Consider the following 19879-nt stretch of genomic DNA (forward strand, 5'->3'; position numbering starts at 1 on the left):
AAGGGGAATGGATGAAAATTTTGCTTGTTGAGGATGATAAACAATTAGGGAGAGCATTAAAAAAAACATTAGAAACCAAAGGTTATGAAGTAAATCATATAGAAGACGGGGAAGATGCTTTTAATGATATTTTGATTCATGAATATGACGTTTATCTTTTAGATATTAATTTACCTAAAATTGACGGACTTAAGTTAATAAAACTTATCCGTCATAAAAATCCTCAAGCTATTATAATTATGATTACCGCATCTGCACAGATAGAAGATATGGAAAAAGCATATGGTGAAAATCATGACGGATGTGATGAGTATATAAAAAAACCTTTTCATTCCGAAGAGCTGCTGCTTAGAATAAATCATTGGTTAAAAGTAAAAAAAGAAACATGCAATAAAAGTAATGATAAAGATAAAATCACACTTGACAATATGGATTTTTATTTCGATACATTTGATTTGTATATTGATGGAGTTTTGGCAAATCTTAGAAAAAAAGAAAAAAGGCTTCTTGCAATTTTACTTAAAAACATAGGAAAGACAGTTACAAAAGAAGAAATTGTAAATTTCGTGTGGGAAGATGAAAAAAGAAAAGAGTATCCTTTAAGGCAACTTGTAAGTGAGCTTAAAAATAAGTTGCCAAAAGATTATATTACATCCGTTGTAGGTATAGGGTATAGGTTTGATAAAAAATAAAATAACTCTAAATAAGGTTATTTTTTTATTTTTTGTTGTAGTTACATTAGTTACTTTTATGTTTATTTATATGCAATATAAAAGTTCAAAAGATATATTAATACAGAGTTATGTAAACAAATATGCCTTTCAATCTCTCCAAATTAAAGAAAAATTCAAAAATATTTTTGACAAAGCCTTATATACTTTTAAAAGTCATGAAGAGAGCGATATAGAAAAACTATATCTTTTGCCTTTTTTTTATGAAAAAGGACATATTGATCTTGAAAATGTTGCAAAAGTATTAAATTCAGATGTTGATAAAGGACATTATGAAATTTTTATAATTGACAGGAATTATAAAATTATTGATGCAACATATAAACCTGATATAGGTTATGATTTAGGTAAATTCCCGGCATTTAGAAAAGTTTTAGATGAAATATTTTCCGGTAAAAAAGAAATTGATGTATCTCCAATATTTTTAGATATAGCTTCTATGAATTTGAAAAAATATTATTTGATAAGATCACCTGATAAAAAATATCTGTTACAACTTGCTTACGTTGTTGATATTTATAATGATTTGGAAAAAGTTTACTATTTCATTAAACCTACTATAAAAGATTTAAAACTATATTTCGTAAATAAATATATGATTTATAAAATAAATATGAAAAAAAGATATCAAAAGAAAGTTCCTTTGAATTTATTGTATGAAGAGTCATTGAAAATATTAAATGATATAATTAAATGCGAAGGCGATAAACATAATATAAATCTAAGTCAAAAAAACGAAATATTATTTAAAAAAGTAGTAGATTTGTTTGCTAAAAATAACAACATTATTAAAAAGATAGATTTAAATAAAAATGAACTTATAATGTATACTCTTATAAATTCTGTATTTGATAGAACGGACAACCGAGTAATTATTAAAACCGTATATAATATAAAACATCTTAAACAGGACTTGAATAAGCTTTTGAATAATCTTTTGTTAACTTTTTCTTTTTTAATATTAGTATTTGTTCTTTTATATATAGTAATTATTCATCGTTCATCTCAAACAATAATTAAATTAGTAAACTTTATGAAGAAAAACGAACCTTGTGATGAGTGTAATTCATTCATTAAAGAAATTGATGAATTAAAAGAAAGTTATAACACTTTGCATTATAAATTGAATAATGAAATTGAAAAAAATAAAAATCTTTTAGATTTAAATAGAAGATTTATAGTAGATACCATTCATCAGATAAGAACGCCTCTTAATGTTATTATGCTTAATACTGATTTGTTAAAACTTGAAATTAAAGATAAAAATGTGCATGATATTATAGAAGAAATTGATGCCGCAGTGGCAATGCTTAATAACTCATATGAAGATTTGGCTTATCTCTCTTCAAACAGAGCCATAACATATAAGCCTTCGCATATAAATATTTCAGAAGTTTTAAAAGAGAGAGTGAGTTTTTTTAATACGATTGCAAAAGTAAATGATAAAGAGTTAATAGTCGATATAGATGAAGATATTGAATATTTCATTAATAGAATTGAATTTGAAAGAATTGTTGATAACAATATTTCAAATGCAATTAAATATTCAAATGATGAAGAAATATATATAGAACTCAAAAAATATAAAGATAAAATAATTTTAAAATTTAAATCATTTGGCGAGCCAATCAAAGATCCAAAAAAAATATTTGATAAAAATTATAGAGAACAGACTCATAAAAGGGGATTGGGGCTTGGACTTAATATTGTTAAAAATATTTGTGACAAGTATTCTATAAAATATAAAGTTTATTATGAGGATGAAATGAATGTATTTGAGTATATTTTTAAGGTATAACTATTTTGATACAATTTCAATAAAAAGGTTAAAATGATACTTTGCAGTTCTTCGCCCACAAGAGCTAAATTATTAAAAGAAGCAGGAATTAATTTCATACAAAAAAGTTGTTTTTTTGATGAGGAAAGTATTAAAACATCCGATCCTTATGAATTTGTGATTATTGCCAGTTACGGAAAGTTTAAGAGCTGTTTGGGATGTTTTCCTAATGAAAATATAATTACAGCAGATACCGTTGTAACTGATGGAACAGAAATATTAAGAAAAGCAAAATCAAAAGAAGATGCTAGAAAAATTTTACTAAAACAAAGCGGAAAAGAGATAAGAATAGTTACATCAATGTGGGTAAAATATAATAATCAAATTTTTTCAAGATTGGACGAAACAATATACGAATTTTATGATTTTATTGAAAAAGATTTGGAAAATTACCTAAATTCAGGTGAATGGCAAGGAAAAGCTGGTGCATGTATGGTTGAAGGTTTTTGCAAAAAATATATAAAAAATGTAAAAGGTTATGAATCAACCGCAATGGGACTTTGTGTGGAAGAATTATTAAAAATTATAGGAGGGGAAAATGCTAATTAGGGAAATTCAGGAATTTCAGAAAATAAGGAAAGACGCAAGAGCATATTTTTGTTATCTACTGCAGAGAAATCTTCCAAACAGACTCCCAAATATTGGAATAGATGTTATATATGAAGGACTTGAAAGAATTGTGCATGAATTACCGGGAGCAAATGCGGCATATATACTTGATGCTGGTGGTAAACAGATTAGTAAAATGATTACGATAAAAGAGAAATATAAAAACTTTCAGGTGGAATTTAATCAAGCAAATCGAACATATTTTTACAAAGCGGTTAAAGAGAAAAAATGTATATTAACTGATCCTTATCCAAGTTTAATAGGCGGAGATATGGTTGTAAGTGCGGCAATGCCAGTTTTCAATGACAAAGGTGACCTTTTATATGTAGCAGTAATAGATTTACCTCTTGAAGAAATTTTAAAGTTTGTCCATCATGAAAGAGGCGATACTTGGGCTCATAATTTTAATAGAATAGTTTATGGAATTTTTGCAGGAGCTCTTTTTGCAATTTGTGTTTTATTGTTTTTTGATGGGATTAAGATGTTTTTTACATATACGCTTAATAACATAGATGTTAAAAAAATGTTTGAGTCAACAATTTTGATTACTTTGTCTTTGGCCCTTTTTGATTTGGTAAAAACACTGCTTTTTGAGGAAGTAATAGGTGAAAAAGAGGATCATCCATTTGCGATACATAAAACAATGATTAAATTTTTAGGAAGTATTGTAATAGCTCTTGCTATTGAAGGACTGATGCTGGTATTTAAATTTGCTATGATTTCACCTCAAAAACTGATGTATGCCGCAGCGCTTTTGGCATCGGTTACATTTTTATTAATAGGACTTGCATATTATATGAAAAGTGTTGGAAAAGACATTAAATAAAGTGAAAAATGAAGGAAAAATATGAAAATTGGTATTGTTGATTACAATATGGGAAATCTCGCAAGTGTAAACAATGCGTTTAAAAAAATTGGCGTCAATGCAGAAATTGTAAATAATGCTGATAAATTAAAAGATTATGACAAACTGGTTTTTCCGGGGGTCGGTGCTTTTGGTGATGCAATGGAACATTTGGAAGAAACCGGGCTTGATGAAGCAATGAAAGAGTTTGTCAAAACTGGTAAATATGTAATTGGCGTATGTCTTGGTATGCAGCTTTTATTTGAAAGCAGTGAAGAATTCGGAAATCATAGAGGGCTTGGCATAATTCCAGGCAAAGTAGTTAAATTTGATAAAGAAAAAGTAAGAGGACATAAAATTCCGCATATGGGTTGGAATAAAATGTTTTTTAAAAAAGAAACCCCTCTTTTTAAAGGACTTGATGATCCATATCTTTATTATGTGCATTCTTATCATGTTACTTGCGATGAAAAGTATGTAATTGGAAAGACTATATATGGATATGAATTTGTAAGTGCTGTAAATAGGGATAATGTTTTTGGATTTCAACCACATCCGGAAAAAAGTCATAATGCAGGACTTAAAATACTTGACAATTTTGTTAAATTATAAGGAGTTTAAATGATAATATTTCCCGCAATTGATTTAAAAGACGGACAGGCTGTAAGGCTTACTAAAGGGTTGATGGATAGTGCGAAAGTATATAGTAACGAGCCGTATGAATTAGCAAAACGTTTTGAAGAAATGGGTGCCAAGTGGCTTCATATTGTAGATTTAAATGGAGCTTTTGCAGGAGAGCCTAAAAATATCGAACAAATTGAAAAAATTAGAAAAAACACAAACCTTAAAATCCAACTTGGCGGTGGTATAAGGGATGAAGATACGATAAAAAGATATCTTGATTTGGGGATAAATAGATTGATACTTGGAAGTATTGCGGCTAAAAATCCTCAAAAAGTAATGGAACTTGCCGATAATTATCCCATAGCAGTAGGTATAGATGCGAAGGATGGATTTGTTGCAATTGATGGCTGGGGGAAAACGGAAGGAATTAAAGCGAGTGAACTTGCTAAAATTTATGAAAAATCAAAAATAGAGTGTATAATTGCAACAGATATATCAAAGGATGGAACGCTAAGCGGTTTAAATATTGATTTTATACTTGAAATTCAAAAAGCAAGTAATAAACCGGTAATTGCAAGTGGTGGTGTTGCTAGTGAAGAAGATATAAAAAAAGTAAAACAAAATCATATTTATGGGGTAATAATAGGTAAAGCATTTTATGAAGGTAAAATAGATTTAGAAAAAATTTTAAAGGAGTATTAATGGGCAAAATATTAGTAGTTGATGACTCTTCAACAATGAGAAGAATTATAGTAAATACTCTTGCAAGGCTTGGATTTAAAGATACTATTCAAGCGGCTGATGGGGTAGAAGCTTGGGAAGCATATCAAAATAACAAAGATGAAATAGACGCAATTATTACAGACTGGAACATGCCAAATATGAATGGATTAGAGTTTGTAATGAAAGTAAGGGAAGTTGATTCTAAAACACCTATTATTATGGTTACTACCGAAGGTGGTAAAAAAGAAGTTATTACTGCACTTAAAGCAGGTGTTAACAATTATATTGTTAAACCATTTACCCCACAGGTTTTAAAAGAAAAACTTGAAGCGGTTCTTGGAAGCAAATGACAAACAATTATTATGAGTTAAGCGTTAAAGTTTCATCTTTTAAAGATGAAATCGAAAATTTTTTAATGGAACGCTTTTTTAACGGAATAGAAGAAAAAGATAACACACTTATATTAAGAAGTGAAGATAAATTTGAAGACTTAATAGAAGAATTAAAAAACTATGTAAATGCATTAGAAGAAATATTTGATACTAAAATAGATTTAGAAATAGACATAAAAGAAAAATCTAATAAAGATTGGATTAAAACATATCAGGAATCAGTAAAACCAGTTGAAATTGATGAGTTTTATATACACCCAAGCTGGTATCCACCTAAAGAAAATAAAATAAACATATTAATAGACCCTGCTTTGGCGTTTGGAAGTGGTCATCATGAAACTACAAGAAGTTGTGTTAAGGCAATTAAAAAATATGTAAAAGAAAATGATAGTTTTTTAGATGTCGGATGTGGAAGTGGGATATTGGGTATTGTTGCAAGTAAACTTGGTGCAAATGTTGATGCTTGTGACACTGATGCTATAGCAGTTGATAGTGCAAAAGAAAATTTTGAATTAAATAAGGCAAAATATGAAAATATTTGGCATGGTAGCGCTAATGACACAGATAAAAAATATGATGTTGTAGTTGCAAATATCATTGCAGATGTATTGGTGTTTATTTCAAAAGAATTAAAAGAACGAGTTAATAGTTATTTAATACTTTCGGGTATAATAGATAAATACAAAGATAAAGTTTTAAAAAAATACAGCGACTTTGAACTAATAGAAGAAATCCCTGAAAACGAATGGGTTACATTAATTTTAAAAAGGAAATAGATGGCACAAAAGAAGAATGACGATAATTTTTTTAATAAAAATCCTCTGATATTATTTATAATCTTTGCACTAATTATTATAGTTATTTTTAGAAGTATAGCACCAACAGCAACAGGTGAAGTAAGTGCAATTGTAAACGGAAATCAACCAATTATGCATTTAACATATTCCGATATTAAAAAACTTGCACAGCAGAAAAAATTAGAATATGTGGCTATAGGTAAAACTACCATTAAAGCAAAACTAAAAGATGGTGCAATAATAACCGTCCAAAAAGTTCCAGGCGATACTACTCTTATACCAATATTAGATGAAAACAATATACCATATGGTGCAATGAATGACACTAATTGGCTAAATGATTTAATTTTTGGATGGATTATTCCTATATTTATATTTTTTGCGATATGGATGTTTTTGGCTTCTCGTATGCAAAAGGGTATGGGAGGCGTTCTTGGTGTAGGAAGTGCCAAAGGTCTTATAAAAAGTGAAAAGCCAAATGTTAAGTTTGACGATGTAGCGGGAAATGATGAAGCAAAAGAAGAAGTCAAAGAAATTGTTGATTTTCTTAAAAATCCAGAAAGATATATCGAACTCGGTGCAAAAATCCCTAAAGGTGTTTTATTGGTAGGGCCTCCGGGGACAGGTAAAACACTTCTTGCAAAAGCAGTTGCGGGTGAAGCGGATGTTCCGTTTTTTGCAGTTAGCGGAAGTAGTTTTATAGAAATGTTTGTAGGTGTCGGTGCTGCAAGGGTGAGAGATCTATTTAACCAGGCTAAAAAAGAAGCACCAAGTATTATTTTTATAGATGAAATTGATGCAATCGGTAAAAGCAGGGCAGCTGCGGGTCAGTTTGGCGGAAATGATGAAAGAGAACAAACTCTTAACCAATTATTGGCGGAAATGGACGGATTTGATTCCAACGAGCCGGTAATAGTTTTGGCCGCTACAAACAGACCGGAAGTTTTAGACCCAGCACTTCTTAGACCTGGAAGATTTGACAGGCAGGTTTTAGTTGATAAACCTGATTTTGAAGGAAGGGTTCAGATTCTTCAGGTTCATGTTAAAAAAATAAAAGCCGGAAAAGACGTAGATTTAAGGGAAATTGCAAAAATGACGGCAGGGCTTGCCGGTGCGGACTTGGCGAATATTGTAAATGAAGCTGCACTTCTTGCCGGTAGAAAAGGTAAAAAAGAAGTTAACCAGGAAGAGTTTGTTGAGGCGGTTGAGAGACAAATTGCGGGACTTGAGAAAAAAAGCAGACGCTTAAATGAAAAAGATAAAAAAATCGTTGCTTATCATGAAAGCGGTCACGCCGTAATTGCGGAAATTACCCCTGAAGCCAGAAAAGTGAAAAAAGTTTCAATCGTTCCAAGAGGACTTGCCGCTCTTGGATATACTTTAAACCTTCCGGAAGAAGACAAATATTTAATGCAAAAAAGCGAACTTATAGCAGAAGTGGATACGCTTTTAGGTGGGCGTGCTGCAGAAGAAGTGTTTATAGGCGAAATTTCTACAGGTGCTGGTAACGATCTTGAAAGAGCAACTGATATATTAAAATCGATGGTAATGATATACGGAATGACAGAAGTGGCTGGACTTATGGTGCTTGAAAAGCAATCAAACAGATTTTTAGGCGGAGGGTTTGCACAGGCTAGAGAATATTCGGAAAAGATGCAAGAGGATGTAGATAAATTTATTAAAGATACGTTAGAAGAAAGATATAAACACGTAAAAAGTAAACTTAGAGAGTATTCTCCTGTAATCGAAAAAATGGTTAAAGAACTTTATGAAAAAGAAGTTATTGAAGGTGAGAGGGTAAGAGAGCTTATTAAAGAGTTTGAAAATAATGAAAATAATATTACTGAAGATGAAAAAAATACTGAAACAGAACAAAACAATAATGAAAAAGAAGGAAATAATGAAAACTGAAATTATTTTAAAAGAAGGGTATCCTTTTATATTTTCGAGCGGTGCACTTTTTATTCTTTCATTACTTTTTCATTTTAACGCATTTTGGCAGATTATTTTTTTTGTAATCTTTGCTTTTTTTGTTTATTTTTTCAGAAACCCGGAAAGAGTTCCGGAAGACGAAAGTAAAGGGGCCATTATTTCCCCTAGTGATGGTGAGATTATTGAAATAACTGAAGCGGTAGCACCGATTATACATGAAGAGATGATAAAGATTTCAATTAAACTTTCTATTTTTGACGTTCATGTTCAAAGAAGCCCTATTGATGGTGAAATAACCGCAAAAGAGTATATTCACGGGCTTTTTTTAGCGCTTGGCAATAAAAAAGCAAGTGAGCTCAATGAACAGCACAGAGTATTATTTACAAATAATTCAAAAATTATTGTTAATCAGATAGCAGGGTTTATTACAAGAAGAATAGTTGATTTCGGATTATTTGGAAAGGTAAGACTTGGGGAAAGATATGGAATGATTATGTTTGGAAGTCAGGTAGATTTGTATATTCCTAAAAATGCGAAAATTAAAGTAACGGAATTTCAAAAAGTAAAAGCAGGTGAAAGTTTAATAGGATTTTTGAATGAAGATTAAGTTTGCTTATCTTATTCCAAATTTTTTTACGGCTTTAAGCGTCTTTTTTGGAGTGATGAGTGTAATTGCCTCATCGCAAGGTAAATATGAAAAAGCATTTATTTATATAGTTTTTTCATTAATTGCCGATGGACTTGATGGAAGAGTTGCGAGACTTACAAACACCACCAGTAAATTTGGAGTCGAATTTGATTCACTTGCAGATATTGTGGCATTTGGTGTGGCACCGGCAATGCTTCTGTTTTTTGCAATTGGTGAACATTATGGAAGATTTGGGGCACTTGTGAGTGGGTTATATGTCGTGTTTGGGGCGATTAGACTTGCCAGGTTTAATGTTACAACGAATGAAAATGATCCGAGATACTTTATAGGGCTTCCGATTCCTACCGCTGCGGTGGTGCTTGGAAGCTGGGTTATGCTTGATGTTAGTTATAAAAGTGGTTTTGATTTATTTATTTTGGTAGGTGCTTTGTTTTTAGGACTGATAATGGTGAGTAATTTCAGATATCCTAGTTTTAAAAAAATAGATTTAAATAAAAATATTGCACTGAAAGTTTTAATTATTATAATCATTATAGCTTCATTTATTTACTTGTATCCTATTGAAGCATTATCGACTATTTTGACTTTATATGCATTTTATGGTGTGTTTAGAGGGATAAAAGGATATATGAAAGTGATCAAATCTAAACGATAATTTTTTTCCATTGACAAAAAATTAAAATTAGTGTAAAATGATATAATTTTAAATTATAAATATAAAGGATTTCCATGGAAATGGTTAAAATTTTTGATACAACTCTTAGAGATGGGGAGCAAAGTCCCGGTGCTTCTATGACTATAGAAGAAAAAATAAAAGTAGCTCGCCAACTTGAAAAATTAAAAGTAGATATTATTGAAGCAGGTTTTGCAGCTGCGAGTCCCGGAGACTTTGAAGCTATTAACAATATAGCAAAAGAGGTAAGTGAAAGCACAATATGCTCTCTTGCAAGAGCTGTGGAAAAAGATATAAAAGCGGCGGCAGACGCTATTGCCCCGGCAAAACTTAAAAGAATACATACTTTTATTGCAACAAGCCCTATTCATATGGAATATAAGCTTAGAATGAGTCCTGATGAAGTAATAAAAAGAGCAGTTGATGCGGTTAAATATGCAAGAAGTTTTGTTGAGGACGTTGAGTTTTCATGCGAAGATGCCGGAAGAAGCGAAATGAGCTTTTTAAAAGAGATTATTTCCGCTGTAATAGAAGCCGGTGCTACGACTATTAATATTCCTGATACGGTCGGATACAGATTTCCTACCGAAATGGGAGCAATGATTAAAGAACTTACGGATTATTTTCCAAAAGATATAATTTTCAGTGTGCATTGTCATAACGATTTGGGACTTGCTACGGCAAACTCTCTTTACAGCGTGCTTAACGGCGCAAGGCAGGTTGAGTGCACAATTAACGGACTTGGAGAAAGAGCCGGAAACGCAGCGCTTGAAGAAATAGTAATGGCTATTAAAGTAAGACGAGATCTGTTTGACGGAATTGATACAAGGATTAATACAAAAGAAATTTATCCGACAAGCAGGCTTGTAGCAAGTGTTACGGGAATTGAACCACAGCCTAATAAAGCAATTGTAGGTAAAAACGCTTTTGCTCATGAAAGCGGTATTCATCAGGACGGAGTATTAAAACATAAAGAAACATATGAGATTATGAGTGCTGAAAGTATAGGGCTTGATGTAAAAGATACTATCGTTCTTGGTAAACACAGCGGAAGACATGCGTTTTCAAAAAAACTTGAAGCGTTAGGATTTAAATTAAATCAGGAAGAGTTAAACGAAGCGTTTATGAAATTTAAAAAACTTGCTGATAAGAAAAAAGAGATTTATGATGAGGATATTATAGCCATACTTAATGACACAATGGATTCTACACCTAAAACTTATGAGCTGATTTCTTTACAACTTAGCGATTGCAGCGACGGAATGCCAAGTGCCGCAGCTAAAATAAAATTTGAAGATAAAGTTTATGTGGATGCAGCAATAGGAGAAGGGACTATTGATGCAGTATTTAAGGTAATAGACAGAATTAGCGGAATAAACGGGAAACTTCTTGATTATAAAGTAGAAGCGGTAACGGAAGGCAAAGACGCTTTGGCTAAAGTTATGGTAAAAGTTGTGTTTGACGAAAATAAACCGGCTGTTATGGGGCACGGGCTTAGCATTGATACGATGCTTGCAAGTGCCAGGGCGTATATAAACGCACTTAACAATTACGTGCATATGAAAGATCTTTTACAGAAAAAAATAAGTTATAAAGATAGTATATAAATTGAAAAACATTAATGGAAAATGTAAAATAATAAATAAAAAAACAGGACAGAAATGATAAAAGTAGCAATTTTAGGAAAACCAAACGTAGGTAAAAGTTCACTTTTTAATAGAATATTAAGAGAAAGAGATGCTATTGTAAGTGAAAAAGCCGGAACGACAAGAGATGTAAAAAAAAGAGAAGTAAGCCTTGATGATGATTTGGAAGAAATAATTCTTCTTGATACGGGAGGACTTGAAGAAAGAGACGAGCTTTTTAATAAAGTAAAGGAAAAAGCGCTTGAAGTGGCAAAAGATGCGGATTTGATTTTGTATATGGTGGATGGAAAAACGATTCCTGATGAAGAAGAAATTAAATATTTCAGAAGTTTGCAGAAACTCGGAAAATATATTATTTTGGTTGTCAACAAAATAGATAATGACAAAATGATGGAAAAGGTTTATGATTTTTATGAGCTGGGGGCAGATGAAATTTATCCTATTTCCGTGGCTCACAACAGAGGTGTGGGAAAACTGATAGAAAGAATTAAAAAGTTTGTTCCCAAAAAGCCTAAAACGTTTGAAGTAAGCGAGTTTGAGCAGGAGATTCCGCTTGAAGATCTTCTAGCGACTGAAGAAAATGAAGAAAACCTTGAAGAGATTAAAGAGATAAAAGTTGCTATTGTTGGACGTGTAAATGTGGGTAAAAGCTCACTATTAAACGCCCTTGTAGGAGAAGAGAGGGCAATAGTAAGTGATGTTGACGGAACTACGATAGATCCGATTGATGAGAGCATCTGGCATGAGGGTTGGAATATTACGTTTGTGGATACTGCGGGGATTAGAAGAAGAAGTAAAATAAAAGATATCGAAAAATATGCACTTTTAAGAACCGAAAAAGTATTAGAACAGGCCGACATAGCCATACTCGTGATTGATGCGAAAGAAGGTGTTGTGGAACTTGACGAAAAAATCGGAGGGCTTATTGATAAGCATAAAAACGGCGTGATTATCGTTGCTAACAAATGGGATGAAAACTCAGAGGAGTTTCATAAATTCAGAGATGAAGTGTATTATAGATTTAAATATCTTTACTTTGCGCCGTTTTTGGTTGTAAGTGCAAAGACCGGTAGAAATATAGACAAACTTAAAGATACAATTATTAAAGTCTATAAAAATTATTCAAAAAGAATTCCGACTTCAACCCTAAACAAATGGATTGAAGAAGCCACTATCAAACATCATATTCCAACTGATATAGGCGGTAAGGAAGTTAAAATTTTTTATGCGACCCAATATAAAACAAAACCACCTACGATTGCGCTTGTTATGAATAGAAATAAACTACATTTTTCATATAAAAGATATTTGGTAAACTTTTTAAGGAAAAAAGAAGACTTTACAGGAACGCCAATTGTTTTTGTAGCAAGAAAAAAAGGAGAAAAAAATGAAGAAGCTTAGTATTGCATTAATTGCAGCGGGACTTGTTAGCCTTGCAAGCGCGGATTTATTGAGTGTTAGCGCCGGTTTAGGGTATGAACAGCAGAATATTAGCGGATATGTAAAACTGAATAATACTATAAACTATTTTAATAATTCTTCAGCTGAAACAGATGGAAATAGTAATACAGGGAATTTTGGATTAAGTGATGAAAAAAATCCTTATGTATGGGTTAAGTTTATCCATCCAATTCCTATATTACCAAATATTAAAGCACAATATACAAAGTATGACACTTCCGGACATAGTGACTACATAGCAGGAAATGTGGAAATTTTTGGGGATGTAAAAATTCCAACGGCACTTACAAACGCAACCACTTCACAAACAATAGATTCTTATGATTTTACATTTTTTTATGAATTTAAACCTGTAGTTGCTGATATTGAAGCAGGTTTTGGTTTAGATATATGGAAAGGACACACCAAAATTTATGGAACGGGCGGTGGTGTTACCAAAACATGGATTGACAATGATTGGGATGTGGTTTTGCCTTATCTTTACGGGCATGTAGAAACAATGAAAGTATTTGGTTTTTCCTTAATTGGGGATATTAAATGGGCAAAAGCTGGGGATAACCATCATTATGATTATCAAGGAGCGTTAAAATACACTATTGATGTTCCTGGACCAGTCAATCCATTTGTAAAAGTCGGATATAGATACAAAGAAGCTTATGGCGTAGATGGTGATAATGAAACACTTTTAAAATACAAAGGTGCATTTTTAGAAATAGGAGCGAAGTTTTGAGAGTAGTAAGTGGAATGAGACCTACGGGTAATTTGCATTTAGGTCATTATATAGGTGTTCTTAAAAACTGGCTTGAGTTGCAAGAAAAATATGACACGTTTTTTTTCGTTGCTGATTGGCATGCTCTTTCAACTAAATATGATGAAGGCCTTGATTTAAAAGAGCTAAGCATAGAACTTGTAAAAGAGTGGATAGCATGTGGAATTGATCCTGAAAAATCAACAATATTCATTCAAAGTGACATTAAAGAACATGCGGAGCTTTATCTTGTTTTGAATATGATTACGCCTGTTAGTTGGCTTGAAAGAAATCCAACATATAAAGATGCAATGGCGCAGGCTGAATATAAAGACAAAAACAATGCGGGATTTTTAACATATCCTGTCCTGCAGACCGCAGATATTATTTTATACGATGCCAATCTTGTGCCGATCGGGGAAGATCAAAAACCGCATCTTGAAATAGCAAGGGAAATTGTAAGAAGATTTCATTATCTGTTTAAAAAAGAAAATGTGTTTGTAGAGCCAAAAGAGCTTCTAACGGAAATGCCCCGTCTTCCCGGACTTGACGGCAGAAAAATGTCTAAAAGTTACAATAACGCAATTTATCTTGATGAAACAAGCGAAGATATCTGGGCAAAAGTCCGTCAGGCAAAAACCGATCCTGCAAGAATTAAAAAAACGGATCCGGGACATCCTGAAGTTTGTATAGTTTTTGAATATCATAAAGCTTTTTCAAGTGCTGAAGAGGTAAAAGAAATAGAAAACGCCTGCAAAGCGGGAAGTATAGGATGCGTGGAGTGTAAAAAAAGATGTGCAGCGAATATTGAAAAAATAGTTGCGCCTATTAGAGAAAAAAAAGCATCTCTTAATGATAATGAAATTTTGGATATAATAAAAACAGGAGAAAGAAAAGCCAAAGAGCTGGCTTCTAAAAAAATGGAAGAAGTAAATAAATTAATTTTTTAAAGGAGAATTATGAAAAGTAAAAAATTTGCATGTGCTGAAAGACTACAGAGATTTTTAATGGCATTTATGATGATAATTATTTTAATGTTATTGGCAAATGGTGTTACAACTATTGCATTAGCTCTTTTGGCGTTTGTAGCTATTATGCTTTTTATATATGGAGCATTTGATTTTTGCCCAAGCACGTGGATTCTTACAAAGCTATTTGGCAGCTGTTATTGTGAATGTAAAGAGGAGGAATAATGGGAACAATAAGTTATAAAGACGCCGGTGTTGATATAGATGCCGGAAATACATTAGTAGAGAGAATTAAACCTTTCGTTAAAGAAACATTTAATTCAAACGTAGTAGGTGGTATCGGAAGTTTTGCAGGGGCTTTTAGATTGCCTCAAGGGTATAAAAAGCCTGTGCTTTTAAGTGCGACTGACGGCGTTGGAACAAAGCTTAAACTTGCGATTGATGCGAAAAAATACGATACTGTCGGTATAGATCTTGTGGCTATGTGCGTAAACGACCTTATCTGTAATTTCGGTGAGCCTCTATTTTTCCTTGATTATTATGCTACCGGGAAATTGGATGTTAATGCCGCTGCCGCTACGGTAAAAGGAATAGCCGAAGGATGTAAACAGGCTGAGTGTGCATTAATTGGTGGTGAAACGGCTGAAATGCCCGGAATGTATAGTGAAGATGATTTTGATTTGGCGGGATTTGCCGTAGGGATTGCGGAAGAAGACGAACTTAACCCTAAAGTAAAAGATGGGGATATTCTACTTGCACTTCCAAGCAGTGGTATTCATTCAAACGGATATTCACTTGTGAGAAAACTTTTCTTCGATAAGCTTGGTATGAAGTTTGACGATGAAATTGAGGGTGAAAAACTTATTGATATACTTCTGACACCTACAAGAATTTATGTAAAAGAGTTTAAAAAATTCAAAGATAAAATAAATGCACTTGCACATATTACAGGCGGAGGAATTGTCGAAAACCTTCCAAGAGTTCTTCCTGATGATTTGGAAGCGGTAGTTTATAAAGATAAAATTAAAACCCTGCCGATATTTGACTTTATGGCAAAATATGTGGATGAATCTGAAATGTATAGAACGTTTAATATGGGTGTAGGTTTGGTATTGGCCGTAGATGAAAATAATGTGGATTATATTACTTCGAATTCAGATGCATATGTAATAGGAAAAATTCAAAAAGGACAAAAAGGAGTAAAACTAAAATGAACCCCTCCCGTTTGCTCTCTAAAATAGTAGTAAAAATAGCCACAACTAAATTCCCTAAATTTATTCAGTGTTTTATTAATAAAACATATGTGAAAATTTTTCAAATCGATATGGAAAAATATGAGCCTGAAAACCCGTGCGATTACGAAACGTTGAATGATCTTTTCATCAGACACAAAAAATATATCGAATTTTATGAAGATGATGATATTTTAGTTAGTCCCAGTGATTCTGAAGTAATTGCCAACGGCGATATTGAAGATAATTTCGTTTATCAGATTAAGGGTAAAAAATATAAAATTGATGAGTTGATACCATATGAAACAAAAATTGACGGCGGTTATTTCATTAATTTATATTTATCACCTAGCGATTATCATCGTTTTCACGTTCCTATTGATATGGAGATTGTAAAAGCTACGTATATTCCGGGTGAATTAAAACCTGTAAAACCTGCTCAGCTCGAAAAAGAGCTTGTTTTTCCTAAAAATAAAAGAGTGGTGTTAAGATGTAAAGATAAAAAAGACAGGTATTTTTATTTTGTAGCGGTTGGTGCTATGATTGTAGGAAAAATTCATTTGAATTTTGATGAAAGACTTCAAAAAGATTATAATGAAATTACTACATTTGAATATAAAAATCCTGTTAAATTGAGAAAAGGTGATGAACTTGGAAGGTTTGAATTTGGAAGTTCAATACTTCTATTTTTCGGGCCTGATCATTTTAAATATTTAAATCAGCAAGACAATGTGGAAGTAGGTGATATTTTAGGAGAAATTTATTAGAACGGAGAATTGAGAATTGAGAATTGAGAATTTAAGAAAAATAATTTTTTCTTTTTTATTTTTGCCTATGTTTTTATTTGCCGTTGATCAGCAGAAACTTCTTGATTGTTATGAGATTTTTGATCAAAAAAGAGCAGAACTTGAAGCAGAAGCTGAAAAACTGCTTGAAAAACAGGAAGCCTTTGAAGCACTTAAAAACACATATATGGCGTTAATGAAGAAAAAAGAAGAAAAATTAAAAAAGCAGCAGGCGGAAATAAATGCATCACTTGCAAAAATAGAAGATGAAAAAAAACAGATCGAAGAACTGATTAAAAAAAATCAAAAAATTTTAGAAGAGATAAAAAAAGCAAAGCTTGATAAAATTACTCAAAGTTATGCAAAAATGCGTCCGAACAATGCTGCTCAGATTCTCTCAAATATGAAACCTAAAGACGCACTTGAGATACTTCAAAAGCTTCAACCTAAAGTAATGGCAAAAATACTTGCCAAAATGGACCCAGCTAAAGCTGCTACCCTTACACAAATGATGCAAAACGGAGAAGACAATGCAAGCACAGATACTTCTAACCGTTAATGGTGCTAAACATTTAATAGCAAAAGCTTTAATAGAATATTTGGATTTTAATAAAAGAGTTTATATTGCATACGGAAGCACAAATAATTATCTTCTTTATCATCTTGAGATAAAAACAGACTCTCTTTATGCAGCTGGATGTAATGTTAATGCTAAATTTAATGTTACTACAAATAGAGACAATATTATAATTTTACAAAACGGAATGCTTGTGGATATTGAAGATTTCGACATAAATGAAAATGATGTTTTTATAAAAGGTGCAAATGCTCTTTGGTATGAGAGCGGACAAAAATATGCTGCGGTTGCCGCTGCAGATCCAAATGGCGGGACATATGGAAATTTTTATGTTAAAGCAGTATGTAGAGGAAGTGAAATAATAATTCCGGTAGGACATGAAAAACTGATTCCATATTTTGTGGAAACTTCACAAAATGTAGATTTTGCAACAGGAAGCAAAATAGCTATGCTTAAATTTTTTAAAGGACAAGTATTTACGGAAATAGAAGCTTTTAAAATATTATTTAATCTGGATGCAAAAGTGATACTCGCAGGTGGTTTAGAGGACTCAAAAGGTGCAGTCGGGTTTTTAGTAGAAGGTGAAAAAGTAAAAGAAGCAATTGATTTTTCTGAAAAATATAATAATTTAAACATATTGCAAAAAGTAAATTTTTATTATTAATAGTTTAGCGTAATATTTTTAATTCCCTTATATTTGGTATAATTCTAAAAAAAGGTTTAGTATGCTTATAAAAGAAGCCCAAGTGCCTTTTCTTGCCAGAAAAATAAGCGTTGATTTATTAAATAGCGGTTTAGTAACCTTTCCTAAAAATATGGATGCTGCCACAAAAGAAATAGAAGAAATTATAGAAGATGATGTGGCTTGGGAAAGAGAAATAGAAAATAAAGCAAGAGAAATACTTGCACAGCAAGAAGAAGAGAATGAATTTTTGTTTTACGATGTAGATAGAAGAGAAGTTTTCAAGCTTATAAAAAGCAAAGTTGCTGAAGAAGAAGGGTTTAATTTAAAAAGAGACGAAAGAGTGGATGATCTTTCTCATTTTATCGTAAAAGAGCTTTGGGATAAAGAATTAATTGATTATGACGTAAGAGACGGAAAAATTAAAAATATTATTTATAAATCAATTATGGAATTTTTACACAGGGAAATAGAAGCGAGAGACGAAGTATATAGAAAAATAGAAAATTATAAAAGACCGCTTGTTCCGGGAAGTGAAGAGTTTGAGCTCGTGTTTCAGAGGCTTTATGAACAAGAACTTAGAAAAAGAGGACTTATTTAAGTGAAAAGTGAAAAATTAAAAGTGAAAAGTTTTTAAAGGGAAATTATGAAAGTAAGTATTTTACTTGAAAACGGCATGTTTTTTGAGGCTAAAGGTTTTGGAGCTGAGGGAACGGCTGTCGGTGAAATTGTGTTTAATACGTCTATGACAGGATATCAGGAAATAATAACCGACCCGAGTTACGCCGGGCAGTTTGTTGTGTTTACAATGCCTGAAATAGGAAACGTGGGGGTTAATGCAGATGATATGGAAAGCAAAAAAGCATGGCTTAAAGGCGTAATAGTAAGAGAATATGTGGATACATTTTCAAATTTCAGGGGTGAAAAAAGTCTTGGTGAATTTTTAAAAGAAGAAGGGGTCCTTGGAATCTGTGAAATTGACACCAGATATCTTACAAAAACAATAAGAAACCAGGGTGCTATGATGATGATAGCATCAAGTGAAATACACGATAAAGACGAACTTAAAAAAATACTTGATTCCACACCTACCATTCAGGAAATAGATTATATTAAAGAAGTTACCACAAAAGAAGAGTATATTCATCCAAACGGGGCATGGAACGATAAGACTTTGAGCTACAATCCTAAAAAAACAGACAAAAGAATTGTGGTTTACGATTTTGGTGTAAAAAGAAACATTTTAAATGAACTTACAGAAGCCGGAATGGAATGTATTGTCGTTCCAGCCCATACACCTGTTGAAAAAGTAATAGAAAAATATGAAAATGGTGAAATTCAAGGTGTGTTTTTAAGCAACGGGCCTGGGGATCCTTTGATTTTAAAAGATGTGCATGAAAAAATTAAAAAACTGCTTGATGCAAAAGTTCCGATGTTTGGTATCTGTCTTGGACATCAGCTTTTAAGTATCGCGCACGGATATCCGACATTTAAACTTAAATTCGGGCATCACGGAGGAAATCATCCTGTTAAAAACTTTATAGGTAAATATCCGGAAGTGGAAATCACCGCACAAAACCATAACTATAACGTTCCTGAAGAAATTGAAGAAATTGCCGAGGTTACCCATAAGAACCTTTTTGACGGAACAATCGAAGGTGTCAAATATAAAAATGAAAAAGTTTTTTCAGTTCAGCATCACCCTGAAGCGTCTCCGGGACCTAGGGATGCGAAATATATTTTTAAACAATTTTATGAAATGATTTAAAATGAAGTTTGATATTCTAAACAAATTGATGTTTGGGATTTTCGAACTTTTTATTCTTTTTGTAGCAATCTTTGCACTTGTAACAACATTTATGTCAAATCCGCTGGTTTCAACTCTTATTTTTTTCTTTCTTATCTATTTTGCCTATTATTTAGCTATAAAATATTTTATGGAGGAGTGATATTAGTGACAATCTGAAAA

The 19879-nt window shown here is 32.1% G+C and carries 22 protein-coding genes; all 22 read left to right on the plus strand.

Annotated elements, in window-relative coordinates; genetic code table 11:
* Positions 1–11 precede the first annotated feature (11 nt).
* The 22 genes from ACYQ19_RS08485 to carA all read left to right on the plus strand — a co-directional run bounded on the left by ACYQ19_RS08485 (position 12) and on the right by carA (position 19678).
* Positions 12–692 (plus strand): response regulator transcription factor, encoded by a 681-nt coding sequence (locus ACYQ19_RS08485; RefSeq protein ID WP_459978993.1) that lies wholly within the window; start codon positions 12–14, stop codon positions 690–692.
* Between the two features lie 70 nt (positions 693–762).
* Positions 763–2529 carry a sensor histidine kinase gene (locus ACYQ19_RS08490; protein WP_459978994.1) on the plus strand — a complete coding sequence of 589 codons (1767 nt, stop codon included), beginning with the start codon at positions 763–765 and terminating at the stop codon, positions 2527–2529.
* A gap of 33 nt (positions 2530–2562) precedes the next feature.
* Complete coding sequence (gene maf / locus ACYQ19_RS08495; RefSeq protein ID WP_459978995.1) at positions 2563–3117, plus strand: septum formation inhibitor Maf; 555 nt, start codon at positions 2563–2565, stop codon at positions 3115–3117.
* Positions 3107–4003, plus strand: a complete 897-nt coding sequence (locus tag ACYQ19_RS08500; RefSeq protein ID WP_459978996.1) for a PDC sensor domain-containing protein — start codon at positions 3107–3109, stop codon at positions 4001–4003. The genes maf and ACYQ19_RS08500 overlap by 11 nt, the downstream gene beginning before the upstream one ends.
* A 21-nt stretch (positions 4004–4024) precedes the next feature.
* Entirely contained in the window at positions 4025–4633 is a 609-nt protein-coding gene (hisH, locus tag ACYQ19_RS08505) for an imidazole glycerol phosphate synthase subunit HisH (protein ID WP_459978997.1), read from the plus strand.
* A 9-nt stretch (positions 4634–4642) separates the two neighbouring features.
* Positions 4643–5347 carry a 1-(5-phosphoribosyl)-5-[(5-phosphoribosylamino)methylideneamino]imidazole-4-carboxamide isomerase gene (hisA, locus tag ACYQ19_RS08510; RefSeq protein WP_459978998.1) on the plus strand — a complete coding sequence of 235 codons (705 nt, stop codon included), beginning with the start codon at positions 4643–4645 and terminating at the stop codon, positions 5345–5347.
* Positions 5347–5718, plus strand: a complete 372-nt coding sequence (locus ACYQ19_RS08515; protein WP_459978999.1) for a response regulator — start codon at positions 5347–5349, stop codon at positions 5716–5718. The genes hisA and ACYQ19_RS08515 overlap by 1 nt, the downstream gene beginning before the upstream one ends.
* Positions 5715–6536, plus strand: coding sequence for a 50S ribosomal protein L11 methyltransferase (locus ACYQ19_RS08520; RefSeq protein ID WP_459979000.1), 822 nt, complete (start codon positions 5715–5717; stop codon positions 6534–6536). Before ACYQ19_RS08515 ends, ACYQ19_RS08520 begins: the two co-directional genes overlap by 4 nt.
* The gene (gene ftsH, locus ACYQ19_RS08525) at positions 6537–8468 is read left to right on the plus strand and encodes an ATP-dependent zinc metalloprotease FtsH (protein WP_459979001.1); all 1932 of its coding nucleotides are present in this window, start codon (positions 6537–6539) and stop codon (positions 8466–8468) included.
* Positions 8458–9096 (plus strand): phosphatidylserine decarboxylase, encoded by a 639-nt coding sequence (locus tag ACYQ19_RS08530; RefSeq protein ID WP_459979002.1) that lies wholly within the window; start codon positions 8458–8460, stop codon positions 9094–9096. The genes ftsH and ACYQ19_RS08530 overlap by 11 nt, the downstream gene beginning before the upstream one ends.
* Complete coding sequence (gene pssA, locus ACYQ19_RS08535) at positions 9086–9793, plus strand: CDP-diacylglycerol--serine O-phosphatidyltransferase (RefSeq protein WP_459979003.1); 708 nt, start codon at positions 9086–9088, stop codon at positions 9791–9793. The genes ACYQ19_RS08530 and pssA overlap by 11 nt, the downstream gene beginning before the upstream one ends.
* Positions 9794–9867: 74 nt before the next feature.
* Entirely contained in the window at positions 9868–11418 is a 1551-nt protein-coding gene (locus tag ACYQ19_RS08540; RefSeq protein ID WP_459979004.1) for a 2-isopropylmalate synthase, read from the plus strand.
* Positions 11419–11472: 54 nt separating this feature from the next.
* The gene (der, locus tag ACYQ19_RS08545) at positions 11473–12858 is read left to right on the plus strand and encodes a ribosome biogenesis GTPase Der (RefSeq protein WP_459979005.1); all 1386 of its coding nucleotides are present in this window, start codon (positions 11473–11475) and stop codon (positions 12856–12858) included.
* A complete protein-coding gene (locus ACYQ19_RS08550) occupies positions 12845–13648 on the plus strand; it encodes a TIGR04219 family outer membrane beta-barrel protein (protein ID WP_459979006.1) in 804 nt (267 codons plus the stop codon). Before der ends, ACYQ19_RS08550 begins: the two co-directional genes overlap by 14 nt.
* Positions 13645–14616: a tryptophan--tRNA ligase gene (trpS, locus tag ACYQ19_RS08555; RefSeq protein ID WP_459979007.1), complete on the plus strand. Its 972-nt coding sequence runs from the start codon at positions 13645–13647 to the stop codon at positions 14614–14616. Before ACYQ19_RS08550 ends, trpS begins: the two co-directional genes overlap by 4 nt.
* 9 nt (positions 14617–14625) lie before the next feature.
* A complete protein-coding gene (locus ACYQ19_RS08560) occupies positions 14626–14859 on the plus strand; it encodes a YgaP-like transmembrane domain (protein ID WP_459979008.1) in 234 nt (77 codons plus the stop codon).
* Positions 14859–15848, plus strand: coding sequence for a phosphoribosylformylglycinamidine cyclo-ligase (gene purM / locus ACYQ19_RS08565; RefSeq protein WP_459979009.1), 990 nt, complete (start codon positions 14859–14861; stop codon positions 15846–15848). The genes ACYQ19_RS08560 and purM overlap by 1 nt, the downstream gene beginning before the upstream one ends.
* Positions 15845–16633, plus strand: a complete 789-nt coding sequence (locus ACYQ19_RS08570; RefSeq protein ID WP_459979010.1) for a phosphatidylserine decarboxylase — start codon at positions 15845–15847, stop codon at positions 16631–16633. The genes purM and ACYQ19_RS08570 overlap by 4 nt, the downstream gene beginning before the upstream one ends.
* 16 nt (positions 16634–16649) lie before the next feature.
* On the plus strand, positions 16650–17210 hold the full coding sequence (locus ACYQ19_RS08575) for a MotE family protein (protein WP_459979011.1): 561 nt from the start codon (positions 16650–16652) through the stop codon (positions 17208–17210).
* Entirely contained in the window at positions 17182–17892 is a 711-nt protein-coding gene (locus ACYQ19_RS08580; protein WP_459979012.1) for a hypothetical protein, read from the plus strand. The genes ACYQ19_RS08575 and ACYQ19_RS08580 overlap by 29 nt, the downstream gene beginning before the upstream one ends.
* A gap of 61 nt (positions 17893–17953) precedes the next feature.
* Positions 17954–18511 (plus strand): DUF507 family protein, encoded by a 558-nt coding sequence (locus tag ACYQ19_RS08585; protein ID WP_459979013.1) that lies wholly within the window; start codon positions 17954–17956, stop codon positions 18509–18511.
* Positions 18512–18556: 45 nt separating this feature from the next.
* Positions 18557–19678 (plus strand): glutamine-hydrolyzing carbamoyl-phosphate synthase small subunit, encoded by a 1122-nt coding sequence (gene carA / locus ACYQ19_RS08590; RefSeq protein ID WP_459979014.1) that lies wholly within the window; start codon positions 18557–18559, stop codon positions 19676–19678.
* The last annotated feature ends 201 nt before the right edge of the window (positions 19679–19879 follow it).

The organism is Nautilia lithotrophica (assembly GCF_054656815.1).

What these genes read in the sequence shown, in the direction of transcription:
- ACYQ19_RS08515 (WP_459978999.1), top strand. Translation starts at nt 5,347, where the DNA reads ATGGGCAAAATATTAGTAGTTGATGACTCTTCAACAATGAGAAGAATT.
- hisH (WP_459978997.1), top strand. Translation starts at nt 4,025, where the DNA reads ATGAAAATTGGTATTGTTGATTACAATATGGGAAATCTCGCAAGTGTA.
- ACYQ19_RS08500 (WP_459978996.1), top strand. Translation starts at nt 3,107, where the DNA reads ATGCTAATTAGGGAAATTCAGGAATTTCAGAAAATAAGGAAAGACGCA.
- ftsH (WP_459979001.1), top strand. Translation starts at nt 6,537, where the DNA reads ATGGCACAAAAGAAGAATGACGATAATTTTTTTAATAAAAATCCTCTG.
- ACYQ19_RS08560 (WP_459979008.1), top strand. Translation starts at nt 14,626, where the DNA reads ATGAAAAGTAAAAAATTTGCATGTGCTGAAAGACTACAGAGATTTTTA.
- ACYQ19_RS08580 (WP_459979012.1), top strand. Translation starts at nt 17,182, where the DNA reads ATGCAAGCACAGATACTTCTAACCGTTAATGGTGCTAAACATTTAATA.
- maf (WP_459978995.1), top strand. Translation starts at nt 2,563, where the DNA reads ATGATACTTTGCAGTTCTTCGCCCACAAGAGCTAAATTATTAAAAGAA.
- carA (WP_459979014.1), top strand. Translation starts at nt 18,557, where the DNA reads ATGAAAGTAAGTATTTTACTTGAAAACGGCATGTTTTTTGAGGCTAAA.
- pssA (WP_459979003.1), top strand. Translation starts at nt 9,086, where the DNA reads ATGAAGATTAAGTTTGCTTATCTTATTCCAAATTTTTTTACGGCTTTA.
- ACYQ19_RS08585 (WP_459979013.1), top strand. Translation starts at nt 17,954, where the DNA reads ATGCTTATAAAAGAAGCCCAAGTGCCTTTTCTTGCCAGAAAAATAAGC.
- ACYQ19_RS08530 (WP_459979002.1), top strand. Translation starts at nt 8,458, where the DNA reads ATGAAAACTGAAATTATTTTAAAAGAAGGGTATCCTTTTATATTTTCG.
- ACYQ19_RS08520 (WP_459979000.1), top strand. Translation starts at nt 5,715, where the DNA reads ATGACAAACAATTATTATGAGTTAAGCGTTAAAGTTTCATCTTTTAAA.
- purM (WP_459979009.1), top strand. Translation starts at nt 14,859, where the DNA reads ATGGGAACAATAAGTTATAAAGACGCCGGTGTTGATATAGATGCCGGA.
- ACYQ19_RS08485 (WP_459978993.1), top strand. Translation starts at nt 12, where the DNA reads ATGAAAATTTTGCTTGTTGAGGATGATAAACAATTAGGGAGAGCATTA.
- ACYQ19_RS08540 (WP_459979004.1), top strand. Translation starts at nt 9,868, where the DNA reads ATGGAAATGGTTAAAATTTTTGATACAACTCTTAGAGATGGGGAGCAA.
- ACYQ19_RS08490 (WP_459978994.1), top strand. Translation starts at nt 763, where the DNA reads ATGCAATATAAAAGTTCAAAAGATATATTAATACAGAGTTATGTAAAC.
- ACYQ19_RS08550 (WP_459979006.1), top strand. Translation starts at nt 12,845, where the DNA reads ATGAAGAAGCTTAGTATTGCATTAATTGCAGCGGGACTTGTTAGCCTT.
- hisA (WP_459978998.1), top strand. Translation starts at nt 4,643, where the DNA reads ATGATAATATTTCCCGCAATTGATTTAAAAGACGGACAGGCTGTAAGG.
- der (WP_459979005.1), top strand. Translation starts at nt 11,473, where the DNA reads ATGATAAAAGTAGCAATTTTAGGAAAACCAAACGTAGGTAAAAGTTCA.
- ACYQ19_RS08570 (WP_459979010.1), top strand. Translation starts at nt 15,845, where the DNA reads ATGAACCCCTCCCGTTTGCTCTCTAAAATAGTAGTAAAAATAGCCACA.